The organism is Ruegeria sp. BHSB056 (genome assembly GCF_059613305.1).
On the sequence record NZ_JBXWSG010000042.1, the window covers coordinates 1 to 18,756 of the forward strand.

Consider the following 18,756-nt stretch of genomic DNA (forward strand, 5'->3'; position numbering starts at 1 on the left):
ATGTCGGCCAACAGGCAACCTACGCCCAGCTCATCAAAATGGTCCTGCCAGTTTTGCTGCGAGAAGGACGACACATTGCGTCGGACCGGAAGCTGTGTGCTGATCGCGTCTTCTGTTTCCGGAAACGCGTCCGTGCTTTGTGCCCGAACAAGGGCAGGGGTTGCCATCAGGGATGCAGCGCCCAGCAGGGCGGAACGACGGGTTATTTGGGATTGGGCCAAGGGTGCCTCCGGTAAGTTCACTGCTCGCTGTGTATTTGGCGGCAAGATATTTCCATTGGTCGCAATTTTCCAGAGAGACGCACCTGAATTTCTTGTGAGCGTGGTGAATTTGAATGTTGGTCGGCGGAAAGATGCGAAAACCCGGCCCTGAATGGGGCCGGGTTCCATAGTCGTGCAGGCTGAAATCAGTCCATGGCTTTGAAGTTGAACTCGCCACCTTCCTTGATGCCCGACGGCCAACGTGCGGTCACTGTTTTGGTGCGGGTGTAGAACTTGAAGCTGTCCGGGCCATGCTGGTTCAGATCACCAAACATGGATTTTTTCCAACCTCCAAAGGTGTGGTAGGCCAGCGGAACGGGGATCGGAACGTTGATGCCCACCATGCCGATATTGATCCGGCTGGCAAAGTCGCGCGCTGTGTCACCGTCGCGGGTAAAGATCGCTGTTCCGTTTCCGTATTCGTGGTCCATCGCCAGGCCGATCGCCTCTTCGTAGGAACCTGCACGGACAGTCGACAGAACCGGGCCAAAGATCTCCTGTTTATAGATGTCCATGTCCGGAGTGACGTGGTCAAACAGGTGCGGGCCGACAAAGAAACCGTCCTCATAACCTTGCAGGCTGAAATCACGGTTATCGACGACCAGCTTTGCGCCTTGCTCGACACCCGAATTGATCAGACCAAGGATACGCTCTTTCGCGGCCGCTGTTACAACGGGGCCCATGTCGACATCGTCACCAGCGGTGTAGGGGCCCACTTTCAGCTTTTCGACGCGCGGGATCAGCTTTTCGATCAGCTTGTCCGCGGTTTCTTCACCAACCGGAACCGCAACAGAGATTGCCATGCAGCGTTCGCCAGCTGCACCGAATCCGGCACCGACCAGCGCGTCGGCAGCCTGATCCAGGTCTGCGTCGGGCATGACGATCATGTGGTTCTTGGCACCACCAAAACACTGGGCGCGTTTGCCGTTTGCGGTGGCACGGCTGTAGATATACTGAGCGATCGGGGTAGACCCCACAAAGCTGACGCCCTGAATGATCTCGCTGTCGAGAATGGTGTCTACCGCTTCCTTGTCGCCGTTCACGACCTGGAACACACCCTTGGGCAGACCGGCTTCGACGAACAGCTCAGCCAGCATCAGCGGAACCGAGGGGTCACGCTCGGACGGTTTCAGAACAACGGCGTTTCCGCAGGCCAGTGCAGGACCGACATGCCACAGGGGCATCATCGCAGGGAAGTTGAAGGGCATGATCGAACCCACGACGCCCAGCGGCTGGCGCATGGAATACATGTCGATGCCGGGGCCTGCGCTGTCGGTGAACTCACCCTTCAGCATTTGCGGTGCACCGATGCAGTATTCGATCACCTCCAGACCACGCTGCAAGTCGCCCTTGGCGTCGGGAATGGTCTTGCCGTGCTCGCGGCTTAGTGCCTCGGCCAGTTTGTCCATGTCGCGGTTCATCAGGCCGACCATTGCCATCATGACACGTGCACGTTTCTGAGGGTTGGTTGCGCCCCATTCCGGCTGGGCAGCGGCTGCGGCCTCAATGGCCGCCGTGGTTTCCGCAGCACTTGCCATCGGGCACTTGTATTGAACCTCGCCCGTTGCCGGGTTGTAGACGTTGTCGAAACGACCGGATGTCCCGGCGACCATTTCGCCGTTCAGGAAATGGGTCAGATCTTGCATCAATAACTCCTCCGATAGATTTGTGCGCACAATAGGCTTGCAGAAATCCCGCGAACAGAGGCAATGTCTCAAAAGAGTTTTGCAAAAATGCAAAAGGAAACGGTGTGACTCCAAACTGGGACGATATGCGGATCTTTCTGGCTGTGGCGCGAGAGGAAAGTCTTTCCTCCGCTGGTCGTATCCTGAAAATCGATCCCGCCACCGTGGGGCGACGTGTTGCGCGATTGGAAACGACGCTGGATTCTGCGTTGTTCACAAAGTCGCAGCAGGGATATGTCCTGACACCGGCAGGGCAGCGCCTGTTGGAGCATGGGTTGCATGCAGAAGAGGCGATGCGCGCAGCGGCCGGAGCCGTGGCCGGATCCACGAAATCACTCAGCGGGCAAATCCGGATCGGCGCGCCAGATGGCAGCGCAAATTACCTGTTGCCCCAGGTCTGCGCCAGGATCAGTGATTCAAACCCGGAACTGGATATTCAGATTCTGGCTCTGCCGAGGGTGATCAACCTGTCCCGTCGCGAGGCCGATATGGCCGTGACTGTCAGCGCGCCAACCGCAGGGCAGCTTTTGGTCAAGAAAGTCAGTGATTACAAACTGCACATGGTCGCGACCGATGAATATCTGAAACGTCACGATCCAATCCACTCGGTCGCTGACCTCAAGGGGCACCGATTGATCGGTTACATTCCCGACATGATCTTTGACCGGGAACTGGATTACCTGAACGATATTGGGGTTGACCGTGTCGCGCTTGCATCGAACTCGGTCTCGGTGCAATTGCGGCAGGTCAGTTTGGGAACTGGCGTTTGCGTGGCGCATGACTTTACGTTGCCGTTCCATCCGGGGCTTCGGAAAATCCTGACGGATCAAGTGAGTCTGACGCGCAGTTTCTATCTGGTCCGGCATGAAGGAGATCAGCGCAACGAACGGTTGAACCGCTTTGCCGATGCCCTGACACGCGGCATTCGCGAGGAAGTGCTTCGATTGGAAGCAGATGCCGGTGCTTGACAGGTCGCCACAATCGCGCAACGCTTTGGAATAAGTGTTATTATTCCGGAGGAGTTCTTCATGTTGGTACAGGCTATCCTGACGTCCAAAGCGACAGACGGCGTTGTAACGGTGGCGCCAACGGCGACAGTTTCAGAAGCCTCGAAGATTCTTGCGGAAAAGCGGATCGGGACGGTTGTTGTTTCTGACGATGGCGGAAAAACCGCAATTGGAATTCTGTCTGAACGCGACATCGTCCGCGAGCTTGCCGCCAGCGGTAGTGGCTGTCTCGACCAGCCTGTAAAATCTTACATGACGCAGGACCTGATCACGACGACGCGTCAGGCCTCTGTTCAGGATATCATGGCCCGCATGACAGAAGGGCGCTTTCGCCATATGCCGGTTGTCGAAGACGGTAAACTGATTGGCATCGTCACACTTGGTGACGTGGTAAAGGCCCAGCTGGCCGAACTGGCGATGGAAAAAGACGCCTTGGAAGGCATGATAATGGGGCACTAACAGCAAGGGGTGTCAAAGCAATCACTTGCACCTGCAGCAAAGTTGTGTTTGCTTGCGCAGAAATTTTGTTGCGCAGGAGGGCGTGATGCGGGTTGGTTTGTATCCGGGAACCTTTGACCCTATCACCATAGGGCACATCGATATCATTCGCCGGGCGGCTGCATTGGTGGATAAACTGGTCATTGGCGTCGCCATCAACCGGGACAAAGGCCCGTTGTTCTCGCTGGAAGAGCGCGTCGCGATGATCGAGGCCGAATGTGTCGAACTGACCGAACAAACCGGCACAGAAATCATCGCTCATCCCTTCGAAAATCTACTGATCGATTGCGCAAGGGATGTCGGTGCACAGATCATCGTGCGCGGTTTGCGCGCTGTCGCGGATTTTGAGTATGAGTTCCAGATGGTTGGTATGAACCGCGCACTGGACGACTCGATCGAGACTGTCTTTTTGATGGCCGAGGCACGCCATCAGGCGATTGCTTCAAAACTGGTGAAAGAAATAGCCCGTTTGAACGGGGACGTGTCAAAGTTTGTCACGCCCCGTGTCAATGCCGCACTGCGTGAGCGGTTAGGCTAGGGCGCCCATCGCGGCGGCCGTATCCAGCATCCGGTTCGAAAAGCCCCATTCGTTGTCATACCAGGCCAGCACGCGAACCAGCGTACCGTCGGTGACTTTGGTTTCTGCCAGTGACACCGTCGAGCTGTGCGAGTCGTGGTTGAAATCGACCGAGACCAGAGGACGGCTTTCCGCCGCCAGAACACCGGGGATCTTTGCTGCGGCATCAATGAACAGTTGATTGACCTCATCTTCGGTCGTTGGGCGCGAAACCTCGGCAACCAGATCAACGACTGAAACATTCGGGGTTGGTACCCGGATGGCCTGACCCGTCAATTTGCCCCTGAGTTGCGGCAGTACCAGCCCCACAGCGGCGGCTGCACCGGTTGTGGTAGGGATCATCGACAGGGCTGCGGCGCGCGACAGGTAGGGGTCTTTTCCAACCGTGTCATGCACAGGCTGGCTGGCGGTATAGGCGTGAACGGTGGTCATGTTGCCATGTTTGATGCCAAGACCTGCGTCCAGAGCTGCGGCAACCGGAGAAAGGCAATTCGTGGTGCAGGATGCGTTCGAAACGATCAGATCTTCGGGCGTCAACTCGCTGTCGTTGACGCCAAAGACGATGGTTTTCACGCCACCGTCACCTCGTGCAGGGGCTGAGATCAGGACTTTCCGTGAACCGTTTTTGAAGTGACGTTCAGCCGCTTCGCGCGTGCGGAAAACACCGGTGCATTCCAGAACAACGTCGATGTCAGACCAGGGCAGGTCTTCGGGATTACGCTCACTGCTCAGGCGGATCGGGCCGCGCCCCACATCCAGACCGGCGTCTGTAAGCGTGACAGGGTTGGGATAACGGCCATGAACACTGTCAAATTCGAACAGATGCGCGTTCATGTCGGGCTTGCCCAAGTCGTTGATCGCAACGATCTCAACGTCTGTACGCCCGCTTTCCATCACCGCGCGCAGAACCCCGCGCCCGATCCGTCCAAATCCGTTGATCGCTAGTTTCAGGGTCATGGTTCGCTCCGTACAAATATCTCAGCCACATGAGTTAGCGCTAACAATTACAGATCAAGCGAAATGTCAAGAAAAACCTCTCTCATCGCCAAAAAGCGAGCCAGTCCAGAAAGTCGTAAAGCTTCTTACCGAGGAACAACATGTGCTCGGTTCCATACAAGGCTACGTCCAGCATCATGCCCCCAATCAGTAGGACGCCAAGCCAGATAGCAATTTGATTGTTCATGACGGTTCCGAACGAAAATGCCCGCCCAGATAACCTGAGCGGGCATCAAGGTACAAGCGAAGTCCGAAGGGTCAGTTAAGGCGACCCATGGCGACGGCTACGTCTGCCATGCGAACCGAGAAACCCCACTCGTTGTCATACCAGGCCAGCACGCGCACCATGCGATCATCGACAACGCGGGTCTGATCGGGTGCGAAGATCGAGCTTTCTTCGGTGTGGTTGAAATCGGTTGATACCAGCGGTGCGGGCTCATATCCCAAAACGCGCTGCATCGGCCCTTTGGCTGCTTCTTCGACGATTGCGTTGATCTCGGCCACCGAAGTGTCACGCGACGCGCGGAAGGTTAGGTCAACCGCAGAAACGTTCGGGGTAGGGACCCGGATGGCGGACCCGTCCAAACGGCCTTTCAGGTTTGGCAGAACTTCACCCAAAGCTTTGGCAGCACCGGTTGAGGTCGGGATCATCGACATCGCGGCAGCGCGGGCGCGATAGAGGTCACTGTGACGACGGTCCAGCGTGGGCTGGTCTCCGGTATAGGCGTGAATGGTGGTCATGATACCGTGTTCAATGCCGACACCTTCGTCCAGCACCTTGGCCAGCGGGGCTAGGCAGTTGGTGGTGCAAGAGCCGTTCGACACCATGTTGTCGTTCGCGGTCAGGGTGTTGTGGTTCACACCAAAAACGATGGTTTTGTTCACGTTCTTGCCGGGGGCAGACAGCAGCACCTTGCCGGCACCGCGATCCAGATGTGTTTTGGCCTTGGTGCCGTCATTGAATTTACCGGTGCACTCCAGAACGACGTCACAGCCTTCCCAGTCCAGTTCATTCATATCGTAGGTCGAAAACATCTGCATCGGGCCACGGCCCAGATCCATTGTGTTGCCTTCGATCGAAACTTCGCGCGGGAACCGCCCGTGAACGCTGTCATATTTCAGCAGATGTGCAGAGGTTTCCAATGGGCCGGTTGCGTTGACTTTGATCACTTCGATGTCGTTACGCCCCGACGCGGCGATGTGCGACAGGGTGCAGCGGCCAATACGGCCAAAACCATTGATACCGACCTTGATGGTCATGTGACGTCTCCTGATGCGCTTGCGTTGAGGGCCATATAGCGGCGAAATGGGAATCTCAAAAGGGCAAAAACGGCATATTTTTAAGGTGTTAGCGCAAACCTGCGACGGTTGCGCTAACGCTTGCGCTAGCCGTTGGATCAGGTAGGGTCCAGATGCGGCAGCGAAAGGGAAAGGAAACGCAATGAGTGGTCTTTTGGCCTTGTTGGACGATGTGGCCGGGATCGCCAAGGTTGCGGCGACATCGGTGGATGATGTCGTGGCTGCGGCGGGCAAGGCTGGGGCCAAGACTGCGGGAGTGATCATCGACGACGCCGCAGTGACACCGAAATACGTTCAGGGCTTTGCCCCGGCGCGCGAATTGCCGATCATCTGGCGTATCGCGCGCGGTTCGGTTTTCAACAAAATCATACTCCTGTTGCCGGTGGCCTTGTTGCTGGCCAATTTCGCCCCGTGGCTGATTACCCCACTGTTGATGCTGGGTGGATCATATTTGTGTTTTGAAGGCGCCGAGAAGATTTTTCACGTCCTGTTTCCTCATGGTAGCCATGTCATTGAAGAGGATATGAAAAACCGGGACCCTGGCCATCTGGAAGAGCAGAAGGTCAAGGGCGCGATCAAGACCGATTTTATTCTGTCTGCCGAGATTATGACCATTGCATTGGCGGCGATTGAAGCCCCGAACCTTTGGATGCAGGCCGCGACGCTGGCCGTTGTAGGGATCGGCGTGACGGTGGCCGTCTATGGGTCGGTGGCTCTGATCGTGAAGATGGATGATGCTGGGCTTTATCTGGCGCAGAACGCGCCGACACCTATCGGTCGCGGTCTGGGCCGAGGGTTGGTCAAGGCAATGCCCGGGGTGATGAAAACATTGTCCATTGTCGGAACTGGGGCGATGCTTTGGGTCGGCGGGTCAATTGTGATCCACGGGATGGAGGTGTTGGGCTTTGGATGGTTGGGCCATCATATCCATGATTGGGCCTATGCAATTGGGCATTCTGTGTCTGATCAATGGGTTGGTGCGGTTGAGTGGGTATCCAAGGCCACGATGGATGGCGTATTTGGTTTGGCTTGGGGATTGGTTTTGATCCCTGTTGCAACCCGGATCATAGCACCACTGTTAAGTAAGAATGCGAAACACTGAATTGACCTGTTACCGTCTGGGCACGACCATCGATGGCCCGCTTATTCGAAAAGTGGACACGCGCGGATTAAACGGCAGATCCTCAATTATTTCTGCTTTGAGTGTTGCTGCCGACGAAGTCCCATTCGATGAATCCGAGCTGTACAGTTTCTTGCATTTTCGTGTTGATACCGCTTTCAGGGCGCAGAAGCGTAGCCGTTGGTTCGGGGGACGCTTTTTCAACGCTTTAGTGGGTCAATCGGCTACTTATGTTCCGCTGTCTGGAACACATCTTCGCCAGGCGTTGTCTTGCCTCGGCCTGCAAGTACCTGAGAAAGTGGTGGTGCAAGGACGGTATGAGTTGCGATTGGATTACGCTCTGAAAGCCTATGAAGAACTTGCGCTTCGGGTAAAGGCTGAACCCAAATGAAAAGGGCGGCCAAGGCCGCCCTTTGCTCGATCAGATGAAACTGATTTACAGCCCCAACAGTTCCTTGACCTTGGCCACGGTTGCTTCGACGGTGATGCCGAAATGCTTGTACAGCTCACCGGCAGGGGCCGAGGCACCAAAGCTGGACATGCCGATGAACCCGGCTTTGGCTTCGCGGCCACGTTCACCCAGCAACCAACGATCCCAACCACCAGCACGAACCGCAGCCTCGATGCCAACGCGGACCGGACCTGCCGGAAGGACGCGCTTGCGGTAGGCTTCGTCCTGTTGGGCGAACAGCTCCATGCAGGGCATCGAGACGACGCGGGTGCCGATGCCTTCGGCTTCGAGCATCGCTTTGGCTTCCATGGCCAGCGACACTTCGGAACCTGTGGCAATCAGGATCGCCTGACGCTTACCTTCTGCTTCGGCCAGAACGTAAGCACCCTGCGCGGTCAGGTTCTTGGTCTTGTGCTCGGTACGTACCGTTGGAACACCCTGACGGGTCAGCGAAAGGACCGACGGGCTGTCCTTGAAGGTCAGCGCCAGTTCCCATGCCTCGGCGGTTTCAATGGTGTCAGCGGGGCGGAACACAAAAGTGTTGGGGGTTGCACGCGAGATCGCCAGATGTTCGACAGGCTGATGGGTCGGGCCGTCTTCACCCAGACCGATCGAGTCATGGGTCATCACAAAGACACTGGGGATCTTCATCAGCGCGGCCAGACGCATGGACGGGCGGGCATAATCTGTGAAGGCCATGAACGTACCGCCATAGGGGCGGATACCACCATGCAGCGCCATGCCGTTCATCGCGGCCGCCATGCCGTGCTCACGGATACCGTAATGGATGTAGCGACCCTTGCGGTTATCCGGAAGGAATACACCCATATCGGCCGATTTGGTGTTGTTCGATCCGGTCAGGTCCGCCGAACCACCAACGGTTTCGGTCATGATCGGGTTCACAACGTTCAGGACCTTCTCCGACGACGAACGGGTGGCCAGTTTTGGCTGATCTTCGGACATCTGTTTTTTGAAGGCACGAATGGCGCCAGCCAGACGTTTGGGGGCCTCGAACGCATAGGCGCGAGTGAACTCAGCCTGCTTGCGCTCGGACAGTTGTGCAAAACGCGCTTCCCATTCCGCACGCTCGGCAGCGCCACGCGATCCGATGGCTTCCCATGCGGATTTGACATTGGCAGGCACGTCAAACGCATCATGCGCCCAGCCATAGGCCTTTTTGGCGTCCTTCAGCTGATCCGCATCGGTCAGCGCGCCGTGCCCCTTTGACGTGTCCTGCGCCGCGTGGCCCAAAGCAATGTGGGTTTTACACGCAATCATGGTCGGCTTGTTCGACTTCTTCGCCTGAACGATGGCCGCGTCGATGGCCTTGGGGTCATGACCATCGATTTCGATCACATGCCAGCCCGAGGCCGCAAAGCGACGAACCTGATCGGTGCGGTCAGCGATATCGACGGTGCCGTCGATGGTGATATTGTTGTTGTCCCAGAAAACGATCAGCTTGCTCAGCTCGTGACGACCGGCCAGCGTGATTGCCTCCTGGCTTACGCCTTCCATAAGGCAACCGTCGCCCGCGATGACATAGGTATAGTGGTCAACAACCTTCTTGCCATAATGCGCGCGCTGTATTTCTTCGGCCATCGCAAAGCCCACGGCGTTCGAAATACCCTGACCCAGCGGTCCGGTCGTGGTCTCAACACCAGCGACCAGAAAGTTTTCGGGGTGGCCTGCGGTTTTTGCGCCCAGCTGGCGGAAATTCTTGATCTCCTCCAGCGTCACATCTGCATATCCTGTCAGGTACAGCAACGAATAAACCAGCATCGAACCATGGCCTGCGGACAGGATGAAGCGATCGCGATCCGGCCAGTTCGGGGCCGAGGCGTCAAACTTCAGGTGCTTTTCGAACAGGACGGTCGCGACATCCGCCATGCCCATGGGCATACCGGAATGTCCGGAGTTTGCAGCGGCGACGGCATCAAGGGTCAATGTGCGGATGGCCGCAGCTTTGTCCCAGTGTTCGGGGTTGGCTTTGCGCAGCGCAGTCAGGTCCACGGGCGTTGTTCCTTTGGATAAAAAGCAGATTGCGGGCTCAATACCACTCAGCACTCAAAGTGCAAGCAGAACCGGGGTTTATCCGCTTGGATTGCTTGAAGTGCGCGGCCCAAGTGGTTGAAAGCAAACAGTGGGTATTTTCTGTCGCATTCCGTTAGACTGGCGGCAGGCGGGATTCGATTTTGATTCGGATCACTTCGCGACAGAATGAACCTTGATAAAGAGGTGACAGGGGCATGAGCCAACTTGAGGAATTACAGCACCGCATAATTGCGGCGATGGACCGTATCGGAGCGGGCGTCGACGCATTGGGCGGCGCGACCGCAGACGCCCAGCCGGATGAGGGTGTCAAGGCGGCACTTGAAGATGAAAGAGTTGCGAACGCGCAGCTTCAGGAAAGGCTGAAATCCCTGAAGGAGCAGCACGAACAGGAAGTGGACGGGTTGCGTGCCGATCTTGAGGAGTTGCGTACTGCGTCTACCGATACAGCCGAAGTGGACGCCCTGCGATCCGAGTTGGAAGAAGCCCGTGCGAAAATCGCATCGGTCGAAGCCGCGCGCGCTGAATTGGCCGAAGCCAAGGCCGCATTGGACAACAGCACCGAGCTGGAGGCGCTGAAGGCGGAAAACAGCCGTCTAAAGGAAGAACTGTCAGACACTGTCCGCGTCGACGACCTGAGCGCCGAGCTTGAGATGCTGCGCGCTGAACGGACCAGTCACGGCGCTGCAATGTCGCGGCTGGACGACGATCTGCAACGGATGCGCAAGGCAAACGAGCAATTGCGCACTGCGATAGACGAGTTGCGCGCCGCCGCTGCCGAAGGTGTCGCAGATGCCGAACTGCTGAACCGGGCCACCGTCGCGGAACTGGAAGCAACGCGTGCAGCGCAGGCGTCAGACGCCGCCGAAGCGCAGGCCGTTCTTGCAAGGTTGGAACCTCTGCTGTCGCAGGCGAAACTTGTTGAAGGTGAGGTAGAGTAATGCCCGAAGTGACCATTCATATCGGCGGGCGCGGTTTTGACGTATCCTGCCGGGACGGGGAAGAGCCCTTTCTGCACGCTGCCGCCAAAGTGTTGGACGACGAGGCGCAGGTGCTGTCCGATCAGATCGGTCGTATGCCGGAATCCCGCATGTTGCTGATGGCCGGCTTGATGCTGGCCGACAAGACTGCGGCCACAGAGGACAAGGTCAAATCGCTCGAAGGGAAACTGGCCGCAGCCGAAGCCGAGCTTCAGGCGCTGCGAAGCGCCCCGGCGCCCGAACCTGAGCGCATCGAAGTGGCCGTGGTTCCACCATCCGTTACGGATACGCTGGCCGAACTGGCCGCACGGGCCGAAGCGCTGGCCGCAGTAGTTGAGGAGAAAAAGGCACGATGAAGGTCCTGAGCAAATTCATCTGTGCGGTGGCGCTGATTGCGCCCGCGACAACAGCATTGGCTGAGATCGATATTCTGTCTGTCACCTTCACCTGCGAGAACGGAATACCGCTGCCTGTCACCTATTTCAACGCGCCGGACAGTACGGGTGCAGCGGCAACCTTGGTGGACAATTCTCTGGTTGTGATGCGCCAGGTCGAAAGCGGGTCTGGTATCCGCTACGAATCCATTGGTGATGGTGGAACCTACATCCTGCGTTCGAAAGGGTGGGACGCGTCCGTAAGCTATTTGGCGGCAGGCGCCGCCGTTGAGCAGGAGATCTACCGGGGTTGTTCCAGCCGTTAGGCTGGATTACGCGTTCGCTTCGCGGATTTTGTCGGCTGCTTCCTTGTTGTAGCCGACGTTGTTTTCATCGAACAACGCATCCAGTTCACCCGACAGCGTCATCTCGGTGATGATATCGCAGCCGCCAACAAACTCGCCTTTGACATAAAGCTGGGGCACGGTCGGCCAATCGGAATAATCCTTGATCCCCTGACGCACTTCTTCGTCGGCCAGAACGTTCACATCCGTGTATTCAACGCCCATGTAGTTCAACACCCCAGCCACGCGCGAGGAGAACCCGCATTGCGGCATTTCCTTGGTGCCTTTCATATACAGCACCACATCGTTGGCTTTGACGGTTTCGTCGATCTGGGTCTTAACGTCGGTCATTTTGTATTTCCTTTTCATCCGCATCTGCGGGGATTGTTCCATCACTGGGCAAGCTGGGTGCCCATCCTTCCGTTTCAAGCCGCCGGTGTTCGGCCTGCGCCATTTTCACCGGATCAAGCCCGTATCTCTCAAGGCCGCCCACTTTGCTGAGTTCACCCGGATCTGGACGCATGTCGGCGAGGTTGCGTTTTCTGCTCCGCTTCAAATAGGCTTCGATCAGCGCGGCGGCAACTATCAAAGCTGCGATTGCTGATATCCAAACCTGCCATGAACTCATTTTTTGGGAACCATCGCTTTGGCGTAGGCCTGTGGGTCTCTGGTGACCCGAGACACGGTTACATGACCACCGCCGCCTCCCAACACGGTTCCGTGGTCTATCAATTGGTCTCCGTGACCAGGTTTCACGCCCCGAATTTTGTCGGAGCGCGTATTTTTCATTGTCGATCTGACAATAAAGGCGCTGCCGACAAAGGCAATCAGTCCACAAATGCCGTATATCCAGACGGTTGCACTCACTCAGGTACTTTCGTCGTCAAAGCCAGCGCGTGCAGTTCACCATCCGGGCCATCCATCTTGCCTTTCAGCGCGGCATAAACCGCGCGTTGCTGCTGCACCCGGTTTTTGCCGCGAAAGCTCTCGTCCACCACCAGGGCGGACATATGAACACCGTCGTTGCCGCCGACCTGAATATCCGCATCAGGAAAAGCTTCTCGCAGCAGGTGTTCGATTTGATGGGCGCTCATCGGCATGTAGGTAACTCCTGAAGGTCTTTCCAAAGATGTAGAGCGCCTGAACCGGGCGCGCAAGGGCACATGAATATGCCAAAACGACGAAACCTGCGCTTATTCAGAACGCAGGTTTCGAGCGAGATTTATTCAGCCTGATCAGGCGACGGCGTCGGCAAAGCTGTTGCGGAAAACGGTCGTCAGGTCTTCTAGCGAGGCCTCCGAACCGCCGATCCTGACGGAATCTCCAGTAAAACGACCTACAGAGGCCAGCGGAACACCTGCCTGACCTGCCGCGATCATCAACGCCTCGGCCTGATCAAAGTTGCACGCGATCAGATACCGTGCCTGATCTTCCCCGAACAGGAAGTCCGTCGGTGCATCATCGAGACAAACGCCAACCCCGGCGGCCTCGGCCAGTTCGAAGGCCGCAAGCGCAAGACCGCCATCACTCAGGTCTGTGCAAGCCTTGATCATACCTCGATTGGCGCGAATGAAATCACCATTGCGTTTCTCGGCGTCCAGATTCACATGTGGCGCGTCGCCATCTTCTCGGTTGAAGACCTCGGCCAGAAGGGCGGACTGACCCAAATGGCCTTTGGTTTCGCCGATCACCAAAGCCACGTGGCCTTCGCGCACCTCATTGCCGATGATTTCATCACTGTGGTTCAGCAGCCCGACAGCGCCAATTGTGGGGGTGGGCAGGATCGCCTGACCGTCGGTTTCATTATACAGTGACACGTTGCCTGACACGATCGGCATATCCAGCGCGCCGACTGCGGCGCCGATGCCCTGAATGGCGCCGACAAACTGACCCATGATTTCGGGCTTTTCCGGGTTGCCGAAGTTCAGGTTGTCCGTTGTGGCCAGCGGTTTGGCGCCAACAGCCGTCAGGTTGCGGTAGGCTTCGGCCACCGCCTGTTTGCCGCCCTCAACCGGGTTGGCGCGGACGTAGCGCGGGGTCACATCAGAGGTAAACGCCAGCACCTTGTCGGTGCCGTGGACGCGCACCATACCCGCACCCAGGCCCGGTGTTCGGTTTGTATCCGCCATCACCATCGTGTCGTACTGCTCATAAACCCACTGCTTGCCCGCGTAGTTGGGCGACGATAGCAGGGCGCGCAGGCCGTCAATCGGGTCGATCTGAGGCACTTCGGCCAGGTCCTCGGCTTCGGGCGTCGGCACCCAAGGGCGATCATATTCGGGCGCGGTCGAAGACAGTTTGGACAGGACGAGATCGGCCTTGACCTCACCGTTATGCATGATCAGGAAACGGTCCTCGGCAATCGTTTCGCCGACGATGGCAAAGTCCAGGTCCCATTTCTCGAATACGGCGCGGGCTTCGGCTTCAAGCTCGGGTTTGAGAACCATCAGCATGCGTTCCTGAGATTCGGACAGCATCATTTCATAGGCTGTCATGTTCTCTTCGCGCTGGGGGACGTTTTCCAGATCCAGACGCACGCCCAGACCGCCCTTGTCGCCCATCTCAACCGCGGAACAGGTCAGGCCAGCGGCACCCATGTCCTGGATCGAGATCACGGCACCGGTCTGCATCAGCTCCAGCGTCGCTTCCATCAGGCGTTTTTCGGTGAAGGGATCACCCACCTGAACAGTGGGGCGTTTTTCCTCGATGGTATCGTCAAACTCGGCCGAGGCCATCGTTGCGCCGCCAACACCGTCGCGTCCGGTCTTGGCGCCAAGATAGACAACCGGCATGCCCACGCCCGACGCGGCAGAGTAGAAAATCTTGTCACTGTCGGCCAAACCGGCGGCGAAGGCGTTCACAAGGCAGTTGCCGTTGTAAGCCGGGTGAAAGCGGACCTCGCCCCCAACGCAGGGAACACCGAAACAGTTGCCATAGCCGCCAACACCTTCGACCACGCCGTTGACCAGCTGGCGGGTTTTGTGGTGGCCGGGTTCTCCGAAGGACAGCGCGTTCATCGAAGCGATCGGGCGCGCACCCATGGTGAACACGTCCCGAAGGATGCCGCCGACACCCGTTGCCGCACCCTGGTAGGGTTCGATGTAAGACGGGTGATTGTGACTTTCCATCTTGAAAACCACGGCCTGTCCATCGCCGATATCCACGACACCGGCATTCTCGCCCGGTCCGCAAATGACCTGAGGCCCCGAGGTCGGAAGAGTGCGCAGCCATTTCTTCGACGACTTGTAGGAACAATGTTCGTTCCACATAGCCGAGAAAATACCAAGCTCGGTAAAGGTCGGTTCACGCCCGATGATCTCGAGGATCATATCGTATTCCTCGGGCTTGAGCCCATGTGCTGCAATCAGATCGGGTGTGATGGCGGGCTCTTGCATCTTCTGTCCTGTGTCCAAGTGGGCCGAGATTGCGCGCCTTGTAGGGCAAGCGCGCGCGTGTGGAAAGGGTCAAGACGGCGCAGGCCGCGTCTTTCAAAGAAAAACGGAACCGGCTTCACGGCCGGTTCCGAAAAACCGCACAGCAGTCCTGCTGCAAATCGCAGACGTAAACCCCGAAGGTTACGCCGATCCCTGGTCCTTGTTGACCTCGGCAGCGGCTGCGGCGCCAACAGCAGCCTTCTGCTCCGGCGTCAGATGCTCGACCTCATCCAGGCCCGGAATCGCAACGCGCACCTCACGGCGGGCAAAGTCGATGCCGTTTTCCTTGAAGGCTGCTTTGACCCGGTTGAAGATTTCCTTGCGCAGGGTGAATTGCTTGCCCGGTTTGGCCATAAATTTACCGCGAATGATCATGCCCACATCATCAAAGTCGAACACACCCTGAGATTTGAAGGGCTGCAGGAAGCCTTCTTTGTGGGTTTCGTCCTCCATCATTTCGGCCCCGATCTTTTTGAAGATTTTCTTGACCTTGTTGGGATCGGTATCGAAGGGCACGGTGAATTTCAGCTTCATAATCACCCAGTCACGGCTGTAATTTGTCAGTTTCTGGATTTCTCCATAGGGGATCGTGTGCACAGGCCCCCTGTGATGGCGCAGTTGCATCGAGCGGATCGAGATTTTTTCGACCGTTCCGGTGGTTCCGCCCACATCGACATATTCGCCGACGCGGAAGGCATCATCAATCAGGAAGAAAACACCACCGACGACATCCGCCACCAGTTTCTGAGCACCAAAGCCGATGGCCAGACCCAGAACACCGGCACCGGCCAGAAGCGGTGTGATGTTGATACCCAGCGCACCCAAGGCCAGCAGGCCGAAGATGACCGAGATGGTGATCTGGGCCGTAATCCGCATCAGCGGCAGGACCGTCGCCAGACGAGAGCCTCCGGTGCCGCCGCCTTCACCGCTTGCTTCTTCGTCGACTGCCTCGGCTGCGGTCTGTTCCTTGGCCAGCCTGCGGTTGATCCATAGCGAGACGACCTCGTTTAGGATGTAACCGACCGCGATGATTAGAAGGAACTCAATGACAGCGCCGCCAACTTCGGCACTGACACCGGCCGAGGCGACATTGCGCAGGTCAAGATGCCACGCGCGGGCGATCATGAAGACGACGATCAGCCCGGCAATAACCCGCCCAATCCGGATATAGCTGCGCTTGGCCGCGCGATGCGCGCGTTCGGCCAGCGGGCCTTCGCCAGACATCGGCGGCTGCAAATGGCGTACCAGCCCGCGGATCAAAGTGTCGAGAGCAGGGGCAATCAGCAACCAGAACATGGTTGTGAAATGCGCACCACCTGCAAGCAATCTTAGCGTCGATGGATCGCGTTGTGCGACCAGGAATTCGACCAGCAGCCAGATTGTCACCGAAACGCCAATGGCGAAGTAGGGATAATATTGCGCGACTTCTTCATCAAACTTCGTGCGGTCCGGGTCTGTTCCCAGCATCATCTGAGACAACCCTTGGCGCGCGGTCCAGGCGATGACGGCGATATAGACATGGGTTGCCGCATTCAGCCAGAAGGCGATGCGTGTATCGTCCCCTGTGATGCCATTTAGGGCGTTGAAGCGCACAACAAACAGCGTGAACCCGATCAGGATCAACAGCCCGATCAGATTGCGATGCAGGTACTTTGCCCAATTGTCGTCAATACTCACCAGCCGATATTTTGGTTTCTCCGGTGCCAGAACAAAACGTGAGGCCGCAGCCCCCAGGCGCGGAATCCAGATCAGATAGAATACAAACGGACCGGCATAGGTGATCTGTTCGGGTGTCAGAAGCCCGCGACCAATCGCGCGAATGACAACATAGAACACGATCAGCCCGGCAATTTCGCGACAGAACCTGCGGAACAGGTAACTGACAGCGCCCTTGAGATCGGCCTCATCCCCAACTTCGGTCGCTTCATGCCAGCGGCGGGTCAGGAAAATGAACAGCTTCTCTGCCAGAAAGCCTGCAATCAATACAGAAAGAATAAGCCCGAACAGTTTAAAGACACCGTTCGTTCCAAACGTGTCGCTGAAGTTGCCAAACGCAGTAACTTGTGCCGACACAATGTTGGGGAGCGTGGTCAGAACGTGTGTCCAGGACGAGACCATCTCGGCCCATATCTCGCTTATTTCGGTCAGCGGGTCTTCCACGTTCGCCTTCTCGGCAGCCTGCTTTTCGGCTACCGCATCAAGGCGCTCTAACAGAATGGCGCGCACTTGGTCATCTGACATGCGGGCAACCAAACCATCGACCTGTTCGGGTGTTAAATCGTCCGGGATGGTCACTGAAGAAGTTGAGCCGGTGTCCTGCGCATATAGCGGAACCGCCAACAATAAAGCAGAGACAATCGCCAACATAAGGCGGAATGGGTGGAACATGGATTCTCCCTCGAACACGAAATTATTTCGTTTTTTTGGGATCATATGCCTATGCGTGTATTTTTCCCAGAGCTTTCGCTGACTTGATGCAATGCCTTGAGCAAAAAAAAGGCCGAGCAATAAGCTCGGCCATAGTCCAACAGGGAGGTATGAAGATGATGAGCGTTTCAGCATCACCGCCTTCGAGTGCTCATTTAGGGGTCAGTTTGTGAACGTTCAAGGAATTTAACCCTGAAATGTCCTCATGTCCGCTATGCTATTAGTGCATAGCTATAGTTTTCCCATCTTTTTCAGCTGTTTGCGCTGTGCGATGATCTCGTCCTGTACAAAGTCGCGGAACGCCCCGACGCGTTTTGAGTGTCGAAGTTCTTCGGGATAGGCCAGATACACTGGCACGTCAGCGGTTTCGATATCCGACAAAACCGGAACAAGATGCGGAAAATCCTGTGTGACGTAGTCTGGCAAAACTCCAATCCCGAGATTGTGCAACACTCCCTGAAGGACACCGAAGTAGTTGTTCACCGTCAACAGGGATGCGGGATTGTACGTCATAAGATGGCGTACCATGGCGGCGCTGGCGCCTACCTGGGGTGCCGCGGGTGTCTGACAGATCAGCCGGTGATTTTGGATATCCTCCAGCGATTTCAGCATTCCGCCATGGGCTTCGATGTAGTTGTGCGTTGCGTAAAGTGTCATCTGAACCGTCATCAGGCGCTTGCGCACCAAATCTGCCTGACTGGGTTCCTTCATGCGAATGGCGACATCCGCCTCTCTCATGGGGAGGTCCAGAACACGTTCTTCCAGCATCAGATCGATGTTGAGATCAGGGTATTGTTCATAAAGCTTGGGCAGGCGAGGGGCGAGCCAAAGCGTGCCAAAGCCAAAGGTCGTCGTGACCCGCAGAACGCCAAAAACTTCTTCCTCACTGTCGCGAATGCGTGCAGCAGCTGCGTCCAGCCGTTTTGACATGGCGGATGTGGCGTCGAACAACAGCTCACCCTGTTCGGTGAGAATCAGCCCCCGGGCGTGGCGGTGAAAAAGGGTGGCATCCAACGACTCTTCCAGCGCGCGGATCTGTCTGCTTACGGCGGATTGAGACAAATTGAGCTTGTCCCCGGCATGTGTGAGGCTGCCCGCATCGGCCACCGCGTGAAATATTCTAAGCTTGTCCCAATCCATCGCCGCAACTTTCGTTATCTTTTCGAACGCCTATATGAAACAGGTAACAAGTTCTACAATCAAAGGCCGAAATCGTTACGGTTCAGTGCATAAAACCTATACAGGTCAGAAATTA

18 protein-coding genes and 1 pseudogene are annotated in these 18,756 nt (G+C 56.8%); 8 read left to right on the forward strand and 11 right to left on the reverse strand.

The features are described from left to right. Positions 1-167: pseudogene (locus tag AC2FND_RS11760) on the reverse strand (L,D-transpeptidase); the annotation flags it as partial. 239 nt (positions 168-406) lie between these two features. Further along, on the reverse strand, positions 407-1,906 hold the full coding sequence (locus AC2FND_RS11765) for a CoA-acylating methylmalonate-semialdehyde dehydrogenase (protein ID WP_209596112.1): 1,500 nt from the start codon (positions 1,904-1,906) through the stop codon (positions 407-409). A gap of 125 nt (positions 1,907-2,031) precedes the next feature. Here AC2FND_RS11765 and AC2FND_RS11770 point away from each other — a divergent pair, with 125 nt between their 5' ends. The 3 genes from AC2FND_RS11770 (at position 2,032) to coaD (ending at position 3,988) form a co-directional block, all read left to right on the forward strand. After that, a complete protein-coding gene (locus tag AC2FND_RS11770; protein WP_245222481.1) occupies positions 2,032-2,913 on the forward strand; it encodes a LysR family transcriptional regulator in 882 nt (293 codons plus the stop codon). 60 nt (positions 2,914-2,973) lie between these two features. Then, positions 2,974-3,411 (forward strand): CBS domain-containing protein, encoded by a 438-nt coding sequence (locus tag AC2FND_RS11775; RefSeq protein ID WP_209504042.1) that lies wholly within the window; start codon positions 2,974-2,976, stop codon positions 3,409-3,411. A gap of 85 nt (positions 3,412-3,496) precedes the next feature. Then, entirely contained in the window at positions 3,497-3,988 is a 492-nt protein-coding gene (gene coaD, locus AC2FND_RS11780; protein WP_480505324.1) for a pantetheine-phosphate adenylyltransferase, read from the forward strand. Here coaD and gap (AC2FND_RS11785) read toward each other — a convergent pair. Continuing rightward, positions 3,980-4,984 (reverse strand): type I glyceraldehyde-3-phosphate dehydrogenase, encoded by a 1,005-nt coding sequence (gene gap, locus AC2FND_RS11785; RefSeq protein WP_496769881.1) that lies wholly within the window; start codon positions 4,982-4,984, stop codon positions 3,980-3,982. The genes coaD and gap (AC2FND_RS11785) overlap by 9 nt on opposite strands. 297 nt (positions 4,985-5,281) lie before the next feature. Continuing rightward, positions 5,282-6,283 (reverse strand): type I glyceraldehyde-3-phosphate dehydrogenase, encoded by a 1,002-nt coding sequence (gap, locus tag AC2FND_RS11790; RefSeq protein ID WP_209504039.1) that lies wholly within the window; start codon positions 6,281-6,283, stop codon positions 5,282-5,284. A gap of 181 nt (positions 6,284-6,464) precedes the next feature. Between gap (AC2FND_RS11790) and AC2FND_RS11795 the strand changes: the two genes are divergently transcribed. Continuing rightward, on the forward strand, positions 6,465-7,424 hold the full coding sequence (locus tag AC2FND_RS11795) for a DUF808 domain-containing protein (RefSeq protein WP_496769883.1): 960 nt from the start codon (positions 6,465-6,467) through the stop codon (positions 7,422-7,424). Next, entirely contained in the window at positions 7,411-7,833 is a 423-nt protein-coding gene (locus AC2FND_RS11800; RefSeq protein ID WP_496769884.1) for a hypothetical protein, read from the forward strand. Before AC2FND_RS11795 ends, AC2FND_RS11800 begins: the two co-directional genes overlap by 14 nt. 45 nt (positions 7,834-7,878) lie before the next feature. On the opposite strand, the gene tkt is transcribed toward AC2FND_RS11800, so the two are convergent. Beyond that, entirely contained in the window at positions 7,879-9,903 is a 2,025-nt protein-coding gene (gene tkt, locus AC2FND_RS11805; RefSeq protein ID WP_496769886.1) for a transketolase, read from the reverse strand. Positions 9,904-10,139: 236 nt separating this feature from the next. Between tkt and AC2FND_RS11810 the strand changes: the two genes are divergently transcribed. Genes AC2FND_RS11810 through AC2FND_RS11820 form a run of 3 tightly spaced genes read left to right on the forward strand, consistent with a single transcriptional unit; the run spans position 10,140 to position 11,622 of the window. Beyond that, a complete protein-coding gene (locus AC2FND_RS11810) occupies positions 10,140-10,883 on the forward strand; it encodes a coiled-coil domain-containing protein (protein WP_209504035.1) in 744 nt (247 codons plus the stop codon). Beyond that, positions 10,883-11,278 carry a cell division protein ZapA gene (locus AC2FND_RS11815; RefSeq protein WP_480481107.1) on the forward strand — a complete coding sequence of 132 codons (396 nt, stop codon included), beginning with the start codon at positions 10,883-10,885 and terminating at the stop codon, positions 11,276-11,278. Before AC2FND_RS11810 ends, AC2FND_RS11815 begins: the two co-directional genes overlap by 1 nt. Beyond that, a complete protein-coding gene (locus AC2FND_RS11820; RefSeq protein ID WP_496769888.1) occupies positions 11,275-11,622 on the forward strand; it encodes an MliC family protein in 348 nt (115 codons plus the stop codon). The genes AC2FND_RS11815 and AC2FND_RS11820 overlap by 4 nt, the downstream gene beginning before the upstream one ends. A gap of 6 nt (positions 11,623-11,628) precedes the next feature. Here AC2FND_RS11820 and grxD read toward each other — a convergent pair whose 3' ends face one another. From grxD to AC2FND_RS11850, 6 genes are all read right to left on the reverse strand, one after another. After that, the gene (gene grxD / locus AC2FND_RS11825) at positions 11,629-11,991 is read right to left on the reverse strand and encodes a Grx4 family monothiol glutaredoxin (RefSeq protein ID WP_209596128.1); all 363 of its coding nucleotides are present in this window, start codon (positions 11,989-11,991) and stop codon (positions 11,629-11,631) included. Continuing rightward, a complete protein-coding gene (locus AC2FND_RS11830; protein ID WP_496769890.1) occupies positions 11,978-12,268 on the reverse strand; it encodes a hypothetical protein in 291 nt (96 codons plus the stop codon). Before AC2FND_RS11830 ends, grxD begins: the two co-directional genes overlap by 14 nt. 235 nt (positions 12,269-12,503) lie before the next feature. After that, positions 12,504-12,740 carry a BolA/IbaG family iron-sulfur metabolism protein gene (locus tag AC2FND_RS11835; RefSeq protein WP_496769892.1) on the reverse strand — a complete coding sequence of 79 codons (237 nt, stop codon included), beginning with the start codon at positions 12,738-12,740 and terminating at the stop codon, positions 12,504-12,506. Between the two features lie 135 nt (positions 12,741-12,875). Next, a complete protein-coding gene (purL, locus tag AC2FND_RS11840) occupies positions 12,876-15,035 on the reverse strand; it encodes a phosphoribosylformylglycinamidine synthase subunit PurL (protein WP_496769894.1) in 2,160 nt (719 codons plus the stop codon). A 180-nt stretch (positions 15,036-15,215) separates the two neighbouring features. Further along, the gene (locus AC2FND_RS11845; RefSeq protein ID WP_496769896.1) at positions 15,216-17,462 is read right to left on the reverse strand and encodes a mechanosensitive ion channel domain-containing protein; all 2,247 of its coding nucleotides are present in this window, start codon (positions 17,460-17,462) and stop codon (positions 15,216-15,218) included. 270 nt (positions 17,463-17,732) lie between these two features. Further along, a complete protein-coding gene (locus AC2FND_RS11850) occupies positions 17,733-18,641 on the reverse strand; it encodes a LysR family transcriptional regulator (RefSeq protein ID WP_209504894.1) in 909 nt (302 codons plus the stop codon). Between the last annotated feature and the right edge of the window lie 115 nt (positions 18,642-18,756).

Coding starts and splice junctions, on each gene's coding strand:
- AC2FND_RS11850 (WP_209504894.1), bottom strand. CDS start 18,641: ATGGATTGGGACAAGCTTAGAATATTTCACGCGGTGGCCGATGCGGGC.
- grxD (WP_209596128.1), bottom strand. CDS start 11,991: ATGACCGACGTTAAGACCCAGATCGACGAAACCGTCAAAGCCAACGAT.
- AC2FND_RS11775 (WP_209504042.1), top strand. CDS start 2,974: ATGTTGGTACAGGCTATCCTGACGTCCAAAGCGACAGACGGCGTTGTA.
- gap (WP_209504039.1), bottom strand. CDS start 6,283: ATGACCATCAAGGTCGGTATCAATGGTTTTGGCCGTATTGGCCGCTGC.
- AC2FND_RS11845 (WP_496769896.1), bottom strand. CDS start 17,462: ATGTTCCACCCATTCCGCCTTATGTTGGCGATTGTCTCTGCTTTATTG.
- AC2FND_RS11830 (WP_496769890.1), bottom strand. CDS start 12,268: ATGAGTTCATGGCAGGTTTGGATATCAGCAATCGCAGCTTTGATAGTT.
- AC2FND_RS11770 (WP_245222481.1), top strand. CDS start 2,032: ATGCGGATCTTTCTGGCTGTGGCGCGAGAGGAAAGTCTTTCCTCCGCT.
- AC2FND_RS11795 (WP_496769883.1), top strand. CDS start 6,465: ATGAGTGGTCTTTTGGCCTTGTTGGACGATGTGGCCGGGATCGCCAAG.
- AC2FND_RS11800 (WP_496769884.1), top strand. CDS start 7,411: ATGCGAAACACTGAATTGACCTGTTACCGTCTGGGCACGACCATCGAT.
- purL (WP_496769894.1), bottom strand. CDS start 15,035: ATGCAAGAGCCCGCCATCACACCCGATCTGATTGCAGCACATGGGCTC.
- gap (WP_496769881.1), bottom strand. CDS start 4,984: ATGACCCTGAAACTAGCGATCAACGGATTTGGACGGATCGGGCGCGGG.
- AC2FND_RS11815 (WP_480481107.1), top strand. CDS start 10,883: ATGCCCGAAGTGACCATTCATATCGGCGGGCGCGGTTTTGACGTATCC.
- coaD (WP_480505324.1), top strand. CDS start 3,497: ATGCGGGTTGGTTTGTATCCGGGAACCTTTGACCCTATCACCATAGGG.
- AC2FND_RS11810 (WP_209504035.1), top strand. CDS start 10,140: ATGAGCCAACTTGAGGAATTACAGCACCGCATAATTGCGGCGATGGAC.
- AC2FND_RS11765 (WP_209596112.1), bottom strand. CDS start 1,906: ATGCAAGATCTGACCCATTTCCTGAACGGCGAAATGGTCGCCGGGACA.
- AC2FND_RS11820 (WP_496769888.1), top strand. CDS start 11,275: ATGAAGGTCCTGAGCAAATTCATCTGTGCGGTGGCGCTGATTGCGCCC.
- AC2FND_RS11835 (WP_496769892.1), bottom strand. CDS start 12,740: ATGCCGATGAGCGCCCATCAAATCGAACACCTGCTGCGAGAAGCTTTT.